This window comes from Novosphingobium sp. BL-S-33, assembly GCF_056857025.1.
This window is the reverse complement of sequence record NZ_CM166474.1, coordinates 3,520,345-3,533,273: the sequence shown is the minus strand read 5'-3', so window position 1 is coordinate 3,533,273 and position 12,929 is coordinate 3,520,345. Positions and strand designations below refer to the sequence as shown.

General features: G+C 65.0%; 12 protein-coding genes and 1 tRNA gene. 10 read left to right on the top strand and 3 right to left on the bottom strand.

Translation table 11 applies throughout. The features are described 5' to 3' along the window. Positions 1–6 precede the first annotated feature (6 nt). Positions 7–822 carry a leucyl/phenylalanyl-tRNA--protein transferase gene (gene aat, locus AC1VVM_RS16320; RefSeq protein WP_482905118.1) on the bottom strand — a complete coding sequence of 272 codons (816 nt, stop codon included), beginning with the start codon at positions 820–822 and terminating at the stop codon, positions 7–9. A 176-nt stretch (positions 823–998) separates the two neighbouring features. Here aat and AC1VVM_RS16315 point away from each other — a divergent pair. From AC1VVM_RS16315 to nusG, 4 genes are all read left to right on the top strand, one after another. Further along, a tRNA-Trp gene (locus AC1VVM_RS16315) sits at positions 999–1,074 on the top strand. Positions 1,075–1,338: 264 nt separating this feature from the next. Then, positions 1,339–2,871, top strand: a complete 1,533-nt coding sequence (locus tag AC1VVM_RS16310) for a hypothetical protein (protein WP_243652512.1) — start codon at positions 1,339–1,341, stop codon at positions 2,869–2,871. Positions 2,872–3,017: 146 nt separating this feature from the next. Beyond that, positions 3,018–3,215, top strand: a complete 198-nt coding sequence (gene secE, locus AC1VVM_RS16305) for a preprotein translocase subunit SecE (protein WP_132386693.1) — start codon at positions 3,018–3,020, stop codon at positions 3,213–3,215. A 22-nt stretch (positions 3,216–3,237) separates the two neighbouring features. Further along, entirely contained in the window at positions 3,238–3,774 is a 537-nt protein-coding gene (gene nusG / locus AC1VVM_RS16300) for a transcription termination/antitermination protein NusG (RefSeq protein WP_132386691.1), read from the top strand. Positions 3,775–3,853: 79 nt separating this feature from the next. On the opposite strand, the gene AC1VVM_RS16295 is transcribed toward nusG, so the two are convergent. Next, positions 3,854–4,603: a GNAT family N-acetyltransferase gene (locus tag AC1VVM_RS16295; RefSeq protein ID WP_482904654.1), complete on the bottom strand. Its 750-nt coding sequence runs from the start codon at positions 4,601–4,603 to the stop codon at positions 3,854–3,856. Positions 4,604–4,644: 41 nt separating this feature from the next. On the opposite strand from AC1VVM_RS16295, the gene AC1VVM_RS16290 reads away from it, so the two are divergent. From AC1VVM_RS16290 to AC1VVM_RS16270, 5 genes are all read left to right on the top strand, one after another. Next, entirely contained in the window at positions 4,645–5,775 is a 1,131-nt protein-coding gene (locus AC1VVM_RS16290) for an acyltransferase family protein (protein ID WP_482955513.1), read from the top strand. 159 nt (positions 5,776–5,934) lie between these two features. Beyond that, positions 5,935–6,366 carry a 50S ribosomal protein L11 gene (gene rplK / locus AC1VVM_RS16285; protein WP_132386687.1) on the top strand — a complete coding sequence of 144 codons (432 nt, stop codon included), beginning with the start codon at positions 5,935–5,937 and terminating at the stop codon, positions 6,364–6,366. A gap of 4 nt (positions 6,367–6,370) precedes the next feature. After that, on the top strand, positions 6,371–7,072 hold the full coding sequence (rplA, locus tag AC1VVM_RS16280) for a 50S ribosomal protein L1 (RefSeq protein WP_132386685.1): 702 nt from the start codon (positions 6,371–6,373) through the stop codon (positions 7,070–7,072). A gap of 167 nt (positions 7,073–7,239) precedes the next feature. Beyond that, positions 7,240–8,889 carry a S10 family peptidase gene (locus AC1VVM_RS16275; protein WP_482955512.1) on the top strand — a complete coding sequence of 550 codons (1,650 nt, stop codon included), beginning with the start codon at positions 7,240–7,242 and terminating at the stop codon, positions 8,887–8,889. A 105-nt stretch (positions 8,890–8,994) separates the two neighbouring features. Continuing rightward, positions 8,995–9,768 (top strand): SDR family NAD(P)-dependent oxidoreductase, encoded by a 774-nt coding sequence (locus AC1VVM_RS16270; RefSeq protein WP_482904651.1) that lies wholly within the window; start codon positions 8,995–8,997, stop codon positions 9,766–9,768. A gap of 271 nt (positions 9,769–10,039) precedes the next feature. Here the strand turns inward: AC1VVM_RS16270 and AC1VVM_RS16265 are convergent, their stop codons facing one another. Next, positions 10,040–11,863, bottom strand: a complete 1,824-nt coding sequence (locus AC1VVM_RS16265) for a DUF885 domain-containing protein (protein ID WP_482955511.1) — start codon at positions 11,861–11,863, stop codon at positions 10,040–10,042. A 214-nt stretch (positions 11,864–12,077) separates the two neighbouring features. On the opposite strand from AC1VVM_RS16265, the gene AC1VVM_RS16260 reads away from it, so the two are divergent. After that, positions 12,078–12,926 carry a TauD/TfdA dioxygenase family protein gene (locus AC1VVM_RS16260; RefSeq protein WP_482904649.1) on the top strand — a complete coding sequence of 283 codons (849 nt, stop codon included), beginning with the start codon at positions 12,078–12,080 and terminating at the stop codon, positions 12,924–12,926. Positions 12,927–12,929: the final 3 nt, after the last annotated feature.

Genomic DNA, 12,929 nt, shown 5'->3' with positions numbered 1-12,929 from the left:
CCCGGTCTATGACGTCTGGGTCAAGAACTGCGCGATGAGCTTCCCGGGTGAAGAGGCACTGCCGCCGGGTGCCGAATCGACTGGCAACGCCAAGAGCGCAGCAAAGGCTTCGGGCAATGGCGACGCGGCGCCTGCGCCCGCTGCCTCCGAATCGGATGCGGCGCCGTCGCCGGCACCGGCATCGCCCGCACCCACCACTGCGCCTTCGCCCGCCGCGACTCCCGACTGAGCCTGCTGCAACAGCGCGAGATAGCGCTTCTGCGGCATTTCCACCGCGCCCAGCGAGGCGAGGTGCGGCGTCATGAACTGGCAGTCGAGCAGAGTCGCGCCGCCAAGGCGCAGCGCCGCCACCAGCCAGCACAGCGCCACTTTCGAGGCATCGGGCACGCGCGAGAACATGCTCTCGCCGCAGAACACCCGGTCGAACCCCACGCCGTAGAGACCGCCGACCAGCGCGCGCTTGCCGTCCGCGTCGTCCTGCCAGACCTCGATCGAATGCGCCTGATCCAGGAAATGCAGATTCTCGTAGCTCGCCTGGATGCGGTGGCTGATCCAGCTGCCTGATTCGTCGTCGCTGTCCGGCCGCACCTGACGCGGTGCGGCGCAGGCTTCCATGACTTCGGAAAAGGCCGCGTTGCAAGTAACCGTGAATCGGCCGCGCCGCAGCGTGCGGGCCAGCGAATGCGAAAGGTGGAAGCCGTCGAGCGGGAGAATCGCCCGCAGACGCGGCTCGATCCAGAAAATCTCCGGATCGTCCCGGCTGTCCGCCATCGGGAAAATCCCGCTGCGGTAGGCGAGCATAAGAAGCTCGGGCTCGATCATTCTGGTGGAACTGGGCGCGTGCACGTGTCTTGCCTGACTGGATTGGCGGGTGAGGGGGTGCCTATGGCTTAACAGATTGTGGGGGCGGATTGCAGGGCTGTGGATTAAGTTCGCGCCTTTCTGCCGTAATCCCCTTGTCATCTGCGCCAAGGCGCTCTAGAGGCCACCCCGCCCGCAGGAGTGTAGCTCAGTTGGTAGAGCATCGGTCTCCAAAACCGAGGGCCCACGGTTCGAGTCCGTGCACTCCTGCCAGCATTTTCTTCGCACTATTGCAACGCGGAGCCCCGGAAATCCCCGAGGCCCTGCGCTGCAATGGTGCGATTTGCATTGGTCGCCCCGTCTTCGCGTTTGCGATAAGCCGCAAGCCGCGATACCGTGAAACGCTTGCCAATCGCGCGATTGCGGTTAGGCGCGCTCAGGAGGGGCCGCTTCTGGCGATTCGGGCACTCGTGGAGCCAAGGGCTCCCGCCCCGAAGGGCGCCAGACTGGCTTAAGTCGGGAAAGAATACCTCGCAGATGCACGGTACCGCGCAACCGCAGACCCAGAACCTGTTCAGGGCCATGGCCAAGGCCGTGACGGGCATTCGCATGCCCGCGATCGACCGCGGGCTGGCCTTCGCGCTGGCCATGGCGGTGATCGCCGCCTTGCCGGTGCTGGTCGCCTGGGCCCCGCAGATGACCGACTATCCCTCGCACCTTGCGGGGTACAAGGTCGCGCTCGATCACGGGCAGGATCCCTATCTCACCCGCTATTTCCGCTTCAACTGGGAGTGGACGGGCAATCTCGGCGTCGAACTGCTGATGGTGCCGATGGCGCCGGTGTTCGGGCTGGAGCGGGCAGGGCGCATCATCGTTGCGCTGATTCCCTTCCTTTCGGTGCTTTCGGTCCATGCCCTGTGCCGGTCGCTCGGCCGCCGCATGAACGTGGGGCCGATTCTGGCGCTGGCGATGATCTGGTCGCCCTCGCTGCTGATGGGCTTCGTCAATTGGTCGCTCTCGGTGGCCATGGCGCTGTTCGTTTTCGCGGCCTGGGTGCGCCTGGAGGGCAAGGCCTGGCGCTGGATACCGATGGTGCCGGCCGGATTCGTCGTCTGGCTCTGCCACGTCTCGGGCTGGGGCGTGATGGGCGTGATGATCTTCGGCTACGAATGGGCCCACCGGAAGAGCTGGCGCGATTGGCGTCCCTTCGTGAAGCCCTGGCCGCTGATCTTCCCGCTGCTGCCGATGCTGGCTGGCATGGGATCCAACTCCAAGGTTTCCTACGGACGCTGGGTGCTCGATTACAAGTGGGGCATCCTTTACCGGTCGATGCGCAGCTTCGACTACAGCTTCGACATCGTCAGCCTCTGCGCCGTTCTGGCGGTGCTGGCGGGCGCGCTGGCGCTGCGCAAGATCGATGGCCGCTTCGGCTGGGCCGCGCTGATGCTGCTGGTGCTGACGTTGATCGTGCCGCGCCAGATCTTCGGCGGTGACTATGCCGACTATCGACTGAGCACGATGGCGCTGATGGTCGCCTGCCTCTCGATCGACTGGACTCTGCCGCGTTGGGCGGTCTCGGCGGCAACCGCGCTGTTCGTCTCGCGTACGCTGGTGACCACGGTGGTCTGGTATCAGGACGCGCAGACCGCGCATGAACTGATCGCCGCGCTGGACCAGGTGCCCGAAGGCGCCCGCGTCGCTACCGCCGTGGCGATTCCGCGTCGGCAGTGGCGCTTCGGCCCGTTCGAGCATTTCGGCTCCTACGCCGTGGTGCGGCGCAGCGCGATGGAGAATTCGAACTTCGCGCTGCCCGACGTGCATATGCTGTCGATGCGCGATCTTTCGTACCGTTTTGCCGATCCGACGCAGCGCATTCTCTACGCGCCGCAGCAGCACATCGACCTGCGGACTTTCCCGCCCGCGCGCCATGCCGACTACCTCTGGTACATCGGCACGATCAAGCCGGTGGCGCTGCCGGATGGCGCCCGCGTGCTCTATTCCAGCTCGAACTCGTTCCTCGCGCGGCTTGCTGATCCGGCAGACCTTGCAAATCGGGCAGACGGACGCTAAGTCGCGCTTTCCTTCCGACATAAGGATCCTATCTGCCCCTCCCGGCCCCGGCCGGGGCGGCGATGGCCCCTAGCCGGAAGCGGCGAGACATTTTCCCGCCCGGGCTTCCATCCCGGGCACCAGGCAGAGATGCGAGTACGACTGACATGGCCAAGACCACTCCGGGCGAATTCTTCCGCCAGGTGCGCAGCGAAGCCTCCAAGATTCACTGGCCGTCGCGCCAGGAAACGGTGACGACCGCGATCTTCGTCGGCCTGATGACGCTGCTGCTGGCAGTGTTCTTCCTGGGCATCGACGCACTGTTCGGCTGGATCGTCAGCTCGCTCCTGTCGCTGATCGGCTGAAACCAGACAACGAGAGAGAACCATGGCCCGCTGGTACATCATCCACGCCTATTCCGGCTTCGAGAACAAGGTGAAGGAATCCATCCTCGGCGAAGCCGAGCGTATGGGGCTGTCGCAGCTCGTTGAGGACGTGCAGGTTCCGCACGAGACCATCACCGAGGTCAAGCGCGGCAAGAAAGTCCAGGTCGAGCGCAAGACCATGCCCGGTTACGTGCTCGCCAAGCTGACGCTGAACGACGACGTCTATCACCTCGTCAAGAACACCCCGAAGGTCACCGGCTTCCTGGGATCCAGCGGCAAGCCGCAGGCGATCAGCGAGAGCGAGGCCGCGCGCTACTTCGGCGCTGCCGAAGCCGCTGCCGCTGCCCCGCGCAAGACGGTCAGCATCGATTACGAGATCGGCGATTCGGTCAAGGTGCTGGACGGTCCGTTCGCGACCTTCAACGGCATTGTCGAGGAACTCGATTTCGACAAGAATCGCGTCAAGGTTTCGGTCTCGATCTTCGGCCGCGCGACGCCGGTCGAACTCGATTTCGAGCACGTCGAACTCAGCAAGTAATCCGCGTCGCCTCGCTTCGTGCGGGGCTGCTGGATCGAAAAGAGGCGCTTTCCCATGTGGAAAGCGCCTCTTTTTCGTTTCAGGCAGCAGGAGCGTAGATCGTCAGGCTCACCCGCGCGCGCTCGACGAAGCCGAGCTTGTGATAAAGCGCCAGCGCGGCGGCATTGTCGGCATAGGAATGCAGGATCGGCGTGCGGCTGGCGCCGAGAATCGCGGCGGCGACCCGGCGGGAGAGCAGCGCGGCCAGCCCGCGGCCCCGCGCGTCGGGATGGGCGCAGACGGCGCTGACTTCGATATAGGATCCGGTGCGGGTGCGCTGGCCGGCCATGGCGAGCAGGCGGCCGTCCTCCTTCACGCCCCAGAACTCGCCCAGTTCGCCGGTCCGCGTGCCGAAGGGGCCCGGCTCGGTCAGCGTGGCCAATTCCAGCATCTCGGGATGGTCCGGCGCCTCCAGCGTGACGATACGCGGGTCCTGTACCGCCGCGTCGATGGCATCCCGCGCCGCTGCGTCCCCGGCGAAGATCATCTGCACGCCTTTGGCGGACTTCACGAGATCGATGCCGGGCACGGGCACCGATTCGCCGGGTTGCATCAGCGCGAGCGGCCCATGTTCGCGGCAGAGCGCGGCGAAGTCGGCAAGACTTTCGGGCGAATGGTCGCGCACGGCCGCCAGTGGGCCGATATCGGGATGGAAGCGGCGGGCATTGCCGCTCCCGAGTGCAAAACGCGCCTGTTCGCCGGTGAGAGCGTTCCAGATCAACTGGTCGAGTTCGGTATTTTCCATGGTCCGGCCGATATGGCGAGCGGCGGGCGCGACGTGAAGCCGCAATTATCAGCCTCTTAACCCTGACCCTGCTAAGGATCCGGGCGATGGGGATTTTCGCGACCTTGAAAGGCGAGGCGACGGGGCCGGGCGGACGCTTGACGCGTCTCGATGGGTTGCGCGGGCTTGCCGCGTGCGGAGTCGCGCTGCTCTACCACCCGCAATCGCTGTTCGCGCCGGATGTGAATGCGGCGCTGCCGGGGCTGCTGCGCTGGTTCCAGCACTGGGGCTGGACGCTGGTGGACCTGTTCTTCCTGATCTCTGGCTACATCTTCGCGCATGTCTATCTGATCGAGCGTTCGCCGGGGCAGGGCTATGTACTTCGGCGCGGCACGCTGGAGAGCTTCGCGGTGGCGCGCGCGGCGCGGCTCTACCCGCTGCACCTTGTCATGCTGCTGGTCTGCGGCGTGGTGTTTCTGGACGATCCCGGCAACACCCCGCTCGCCTTGATGGCGCACCTATTCATGTTGCAGGGCTTCGTTGGCTGGGTTGGGCACAGTTTCGACGGACCGAGCTGGTCGATCTCGGTCGAATGCGCCTGTTATGTGCTGTTCGCGCTCGGCGCGGTGGGCGGTCGGCGCACATTGCAGCGGGTGACGGTACTGGCGATCCTGGGCGCCCTGCTGCATTTCGCGGTGCAGGGCAGGGCGGGCGGCCCCTGGGTCGGGGATGGCCTGCCGCGCGGATTGCTCGGCTTCTTCCTTGGCCAGGTGCTCTGGCATGCGCGGGCGCGGCTGCGCCATGCGCCGACGATGCTGCTGCTGTGCCTCATGGCGATCGGCATCTCGCTCGACATGGGCCGGATGAGTTCGCTGCTGCCGCTGAGCCTGCTGGCGTGGCCGGCGCTGTTGCTGCTGGCATTGCGGCTGAAGATCATGGGTTCGGCGCCGATGCGCTGGCTGGGCGATCGGTCCTATGCGATCTACCTCGTGCACTGGCCGATATTGATGCTGGGTGAGCAACGCTTCGGGCATATTCCCGGAGACGGCACCACCTGGATTGTGGCGACCCTGCTCTACTCGGCGTTGGTACTGCTGGCTGCGGACGTCTCGTTCCGCTATATCGAGGGCCCGGCCCGCCACGCGATCCGCGCGGTATGGCAGCGGCGGGCAGATCAGCGGGCAAAGCGGCGGGTGGCAGGTCCGTCCGGCGCGTCGGCCGATATGGGCGGGGCCTGAACTCGGCCCTTTCCTTTCTTTCCGATTTCGTTTAGGGGCGCGCCCTTCGGACCGGATCCGTTCCGGTGCGATTCCCTGCGGGAGGATGCGCCAGCGTCCGTAAAACCGCTAAACATGAGCATCCGCCAAGCGGCTGCGAAAGTGTGAAGGAGTGGCCACATGGCCAAGAAGATCGAAGGTTACATCAAGCTGCAGGTCAAGGCCGGCAGCGCCACGCCGTCCCCGCCGATCGGCCCTGCGCTGGGTCAGCGCGGCGTGAACATCATGGAATTCTGCAAGGCGTTCAATGCCGCCACGCAGGAGCTCGAAAAGGGCATGCCGATCCCCACCATCATCACGGTGTATGCGGATCGCAGCTTCACGTTCGTCACCAAGACGCCCCCGGCGACCTTCCTCATCAAGAAGGCCGTGAATCTGAAGTCGGGCTCGAAGGAGCCGGGCAAGATCAGCGCCGGTACCGTCAAGCGCTCGCAGCTTGCCGAAATCGCTCAGGTCAAGATGGCTGACCTCAATGCCAACGACATTGAAGCCGCCACCAAGATCATCGAAGGTTCGGCCCGCGCGATGGGCCTCGAAGTGGTGGAGGGCTGATTCCATGGCCAAGGTGACCAAGAAGCAGAAGTCGCTGACCGAAAAGCTCGGCGACAACCTCAAGCACTACCCCGTCGCTGAAGCGCTGCAGACCCTGCGCGACCTGAAGACGACCAAGTTCGACGAAACCGTCGAAGTCGCGATGAACCTGGGCGTTGACCCGCGTCACGCCGACCAGATGGTTCGCGGCATGGTTTCGCTTCCGGCCGGCACCGGCAAGACCGTTCGCGTTGCCGTGTTCGCCAAGGGCGACAAGGCTGCGGAAGCTCTCGCCGCCGGCGCCGACAAGGTTGGTGCGGAAGACCTCATGGACGACATGCAGGCCGGCAACCTCGACTACGACCGCGTCATTGCCACCCCGGACATGATGGGCGTCGTCGGCCGTCTCGGTAAGCTGCTGGGTCCGAAGGGCCTGATGCCGAACCCGAAGCTCGGCACGGTTACCCCGAACGTGACGCAGGCCGTGAAGGACGCCAAGGGCGGCCAGATCGAGTTCCGCGTTGAGAAGCAGGGCATCATCCACGCCGGCATCGGCAAGATGTCGTTCTCGGACGCCGACCTGCTGACCAACTTCAGCGCGTTCGTCGATGCGATCGTCAAGGCCAAGCCCTCGGGCTCGAAGGGCAAGTACGTTCGCAAGATCTCGCTTTCGTCGTCGATGGGCCCCGGCCTCAAGATCGACACGACCGAGATCGCCGGCGCCTGATTTTTCAGGAACCGCGAAACGGATTGAAGGGCCGGAGGGAAACCTCCGGCCCTTTTCGTTTGTCCGCCAAAGCCGTCAATTTAACCCGCCGAAAGGCTTGCTTTGCGAAGGCGGCCCCGTAACTTGGCCGCTTCCGATCGTGGTCGCCCTTTCCCGAAAGTCGATAGATGAAGCCTGCCCTGGCCGCCGTTCCCTTCGCTTGCCTGCTGGCCGCGTCCGCCGCGCTGGCCGCGCCGCCCGCGCCCAAGGCGGATGCGCCGGTGAATGCGCCGTCGGGCGATGCGGACAAGCCGGTCGCGCTGTTTCAGCCGGAAGCGGTGCAGTCCACCGGATCGGTCAACGTCGGCGGCTCGCGCATCGCCTATCACGCGGTGGCGGGAACGCTGGTAGCGCATGTCAAGGGCTGGGAAGACACCGACGCGCTTGACGCCAAGGCCTCCGATGACGACGACGACGCGAAGGCGGGCAAGGCCGAAGCCTCGATGTTCTACGTCGCCTATTTCAAGGACGGCGTGCGTTCGCCGGATCGCCCGATCACGTTCCTGTTCAATGGCGGTCCGGGCTCGTCGAGCGTCTGGCTGCACATGGGCGCCTTCGGCCCGGTGCGCGTGCAAACGGCCGACAATGCTCATACCGCGCCGGCGCCCTACAGCATCGTTAACAACGACGCGAGCCTGCTCGACGCCAGCGATCTGGTCTTCATCGACGCACCGGGCACCGGCTTCAGCCGCATCGCGGGGAAGGACAAGGCCAAGGCCTTCTACGGCGTCGATCAGGACATCGATGCCTTTGCGCAGTTCGTGGAGCAGTTCCTGAACAAGTACGGGCGCTGGAATTCGCCCAAGTACCTGTTCGGCGAAAGCTACGGCACGATGCGCGCGGCCGGCATGACGCTGGCCTTGCAGAACAAGTCGATCGACCTCAATGGCGTGATCCTGCTGTCGGACATCCTGAACTGGGATCTGATGCCGGACGATCCGCAGACCAATCCCACGGTGGACCTGCCCTATATCGTCGCGCTGCCCACTTATGCGGCGACCGCGTGGTATCACAACAAGCTGGCCGACCGGCCGGCCGATCTCAAGACGTTGCTTGCCCAGGTAGAGGCTTTCGCGACGGGCGATTATGCGCAGGCACTGATGAAGGGCAATGCGCTGCCCGATGCCGAGCGTCACCGCATCGCCACCCAACTCGCGGCCTATACCGGGCTGCCGGTGGACTATCTGCTGAAGACCAACCTCAGGATCGAATACGGCGCCTTCCAGAAGGAGCTGCTGGCCGATCAGGGCCTGACCACCGGCACGCTGGACACGCGCTTTGCCGGGGCGACGCTGGATCCGCTGAGCAAAGTGGCCGACTACGATCCGCAGAGCGCGGCGCTGGAAGGCGCCTATATCGCGGCGTTCAACCAGTACGTGCGCGGCACGCTGCATTACGGCACCGGCGAGGGCGCCGACAAGCAGTTCAAGCCGGGAATCAGCATCTACGGCAGCTGGGACTATCGCCACCAGCCCCCCGGCGCGGGCAAGCCGCTGATCGCGCTGCCCAATGTCCTGCCCGATCTGGCGATCGCGATGAAGCAGAATCCGACCATGAAGGTCATGGTCAACGGCGGCTATTTCGATGTCTCGACGCCCTATTACGAAGGCGTGTTCGAGATGCAGCACTTGCCGGTGCCACCCGCGCTTCAGGCGAATGTGGAGTACCGCCACTACGAATCCGGCCACATGGTCTATGCCCACCTGCCGTCGCTGCATGAACTGCACGACAATGTGGCGGAGTTCATCCGCAAGACGTCCGGCAGCACCGGGAACTGATGCCTGCTCGCCGGGGCAGCAGCGATCAGGCATCGTGCCCGCGTTTGGTGCTGACCGCCTTTCACCCTTAGATCTTCCGCCAAAGCAGCGCGATGGAGAGCAAGGATGAACGGAACGATCGCATCAACTGGAGAGAGAGCGGGCTCCGTCGCGGTGGTGACCGGGGGCGGTCGCGGTTTCGGCAAGTCTTTCGGTGAGGCGCTGGCCGCCCAGGGCGCCCATGCGGTGCTGGTAGACCGCGACGGCGCGGAAGCCGAAGCGGCGGCAGCAGCGATTCGTGCGGCGGGCGGCAGCGCCACCGGCTATGCAGGCGATGTGACCGACGAAGCGCGCATGGCGGCGATCATGGCCGAGGCTGCGGCGGGGCACGGCGGGATCGACCTCCTCATCAACAATGCGGGCCTTCACAGCGACGAATACAGCCAGCCGATCGCGGCGATGGGGGCGGCCAAGGTGCGGCGCCTGTTCGACGTCAACGTCATGGGCACCGTTATCGCTACGCTGGCGGCGAAGCCCTACATGGCAGGCCGAGCCGGCGCGAATATCGTCAACATCTCCTCGTCCGCTGCCCATATGGGCGGGACGGCCTATGGTACCTCCAAGCTGGCGGTTGCCGGATTGACGATCACTTTCGCCCGCGAACTCGCGCCCGAGGGTATCCGCGTGAACGCGATCTCGCCCGGCCTGATCCTGACCGACACGATCCGCAACGAACTGCCCGAAGCGACCAAGGTGCGGGTGAAGGCGATGCAGTATCTCGACGCCTTCGGCGAAGAGGCGGATATCGTCGAGGCCATGCTGTTCCTCTCGTCGCCGCGCGCCCGCTTCGTCACCGGAGAGACCCTGCGCGTCACGGGCGGCATGGCGGCCGGGATCTGATCGGGGCGAATTTTCCTACAGGGCTTTGTTCTGTCATCTTGGTCGGCAGCAGAGTTCTTTGAAATCGTCGGATTTATGCCACGGACGCCGGCTCCAGACCGGGGGCCGCGTTTCGGTTCAGTACCGTGTCAACTGTGTCAACCGGACTGTCACCTTGCGATCCCTCCACACCATTGCGCCCCCGAAGGGGCAGCCTGCCGGGGCGGTTCGCATGAGCCCGCGCAGGCCGCGGGCCCTGCGGCCCGCGCAATGACGAGGGAAGTCGCGGGGCCTACTTCGAGGCGGCCGCCGCGGCTTTCTGCGCGGGGATGAAGTCGCGCTCGACAGTCTCGGCAAGGATCGAGAGCGGCAGGAGGCCCTGCGAGAGAATGAAGTCGTGATAGGCCTTGCGGTTGAACGCCGGGCCCAGCGCCTTCTCGGTCTTCACGCGTAGCTGGGCGAGTTGCTCGAAGCCGTAATAGTATGAGCCTGCCTGTCCCGGCATGCGGAAGGTGTAGCGGTCCAGCTCCTGATCGGTCATGCCCTTGGACAGCACCACTTCATCCCTCAGTACCCGCCGCGCACTGTCGAGATCGATCATGCCGAGGTTGAGCATCGGATCGAGCATGGCGCGGGCCTGACGCTGGAGGCGGGCCTGCAATGCGATGAGCTGCCCCTCGACCGGCTCGTAGGGCAGCATCTCGCCCTCTGCATAGAGTGCCCAGCCTTCTGCGTTCACGCTGTTGAAGGCATAGAGCGCGCGGGCGAGCGAGACGCCGTGGTCGACCATGGCCCCGAACTGCAACTCGTGGCCCGGGCGCGCTTCGTGGGCGCTCAGGGTCCAGGTGGCGGCATCGTAGCCGAAGTCGTCATAGGCATCCTCGGCCTTTTGCGAATTGCCGGTGGTGAGGATGAATTCGCCTTGCTCGCCGGTATTGCCAATGAGGCGCGGCGCGGTCATGTGCGGGGCAGCCACGGCGGCGGCCTCGGCAGGGGTGGCGAGGCGCATGCGTAGCTGGGTCTGCGGCAGCGTGAGGATGTCCTCGCGGCGGACAATGGCCTCCAGATCGGCATTGACCTTGCGGTACCGCGCCTCGACCTGATCGGCGGGGATCACGTTCTTCTTCAGCTCGCGGATCACCGAGGGGTAGTCGGTGGCCTTGTAGCCGAACTTGGCTGCGACCACCGGGGCCAGCGCCTGCATTTGCGCGCGGGTCACGTAGTAGCCTCGCGCGGCACGGTCGATCAGCTGGCGCGGGTCGATATCAATGCCGACCTGCTGGAGGTTCAGCGCGTAGACTTCCTCGGGCAGGCGATAGTCGGCGCGGGCGGCGGGGAGGACCGTGGTCTGCGCCCACTTGGCATAGTCGGTCAGTTGCTTGTCGAGCTTGGCAAGATCGGCATCGGCGCCCTTGATGCCGTACTTCGCGAAGAGTGCGTGGATGCCCTGGATATAGGTCGGGACATTGCCGATCGCCTGCTCCACGTCGCGGCGATAGGGGCCGAGATGGCCTTCACGGCTGGCGAGGAACTGCGCCTTGGCGAGTTCGACGGCCGGCTTGGTGCCCGGCTCGCTGCCGACATAGCGGCGCAGGCGCTCGGCGGCCTTGGCGCGGCGCTCGGGCGGGGTCTGGTCGGACAGCAGGTCGCCGAAGCCCGAGGCGATTGCCTGCGGCAGGTCGATCCAGTTCATCTGCAGGCGATCATGGGTCTTGATGCCGTCGATCTGGCGCTGGATGTAGGCGGCAAGGATCTGCAGATCCTGACGCACTTCGGGCTGCTGTTCGGTGGCGATCCGGCTCTTGATGTCGGCCAGACGCGCTTGATAGGCGGCGACGAGGCGATCGTCGGCATCGAGCGAAAGGTCGGTGATCTTGCCGTCGAATTCAGGAAGGCCCATCTGCGAGGCGGACTCGGGGGTGAAGGCCGCTTCGAGCTGGATCAGCTTCATCGTCTCGGCATCGCTGGCGACGACCCGGGCCGGCTTGGCGGGGGCGGTTTTCGCAGATGCGGTTGGGGTAGGCGCCGATTGCGCGGAGGCGATTGCCGGGAAAGTCAGCGCGAAAGCCATGGCCGCGAGGGCCGGGGCGACGCGGATAAGAGCACGTCTGGGCATGTGAAGAGAAGCTCCCTGTTTTATGGGCGCCACTCTTAGAAAGCATACGACAATGCGGCACTTGCGCCCGACGAGCGACATATCCTGTTCGACGAAGAGCGTTGAATGACATGCCGTAAATCGTCGCCCCAGCGCTGCCGTCGCTACACGGTTGCGCGGGGTGGCGTCACGCTGTACACATGTTCAGCATAACCAATACGGGAGAGGCGGCCAGATGGCTATCCGCTTTGAAGACATCAAGGAACATATCGGCTCACGCGTGGTCTGGGATGACCGTGCGGACATCTTCACGCCCGAGGCGGCCAAGGCGATTCGCGCCAAGGTGGAAGAACGGACCGTCGTGGTCTTCCCCGAACTGAACCTCACCGATGCCGAGCAGCTCGAAATCACCAACCTGATGGGTGAAAAGGTGCGCCTCACCGCGCGCAACAACGTCCAGGCCAACGATGCGGACGTCTATCAGGTCACGCTGGACGAGAAGATCAATCCGCAGCCGGAATACGTGCTCGGCACGTTCTTCTGGCACATGGACGGTATCACCGTGGACATGCCGCCGCCGTTCGCCACCTTGCTGTCCTGCCGGATCGCGCCGGACAAGGGCGGTGAGACCGAGTTTGCCAGCACTTACGCCGCTTACGAGGGCCTGTCGGACGAGGAGAAGAGCGAGCTTGAGGGGATGAAGGCCGTGCACTCGGTGCGCGCCAGCCTCTCGCCGATTGCCGATGCGATCCCGGAAAAGCACCGTGAGCGCGTGCTTGGCATCGGTCTGATCAAGGAGCATCCGCTGGTCTGGACCCACGAATCGGGCCGCAAGTCGCTGGTGATCGGCACGACCGCAGATCACGTGGTCGGCCTGGAAGTCCCGGCAGGCCGCGCCATGCTGATCCGCTTGCAGGAATGGGCGGCGCAGCCGGCGTTCTCGCTGCGGCACAAGTGGACCAAGGGCGACTTCGTGATCTGGGACAACACCGGCGCGATGCACCGGGCGATCCCCTACGACAAGTCGACCGGCCGCATGATGCACCGCACTTCGATCGCCGGTACCGAGACGGTCGCGGCTTGATCG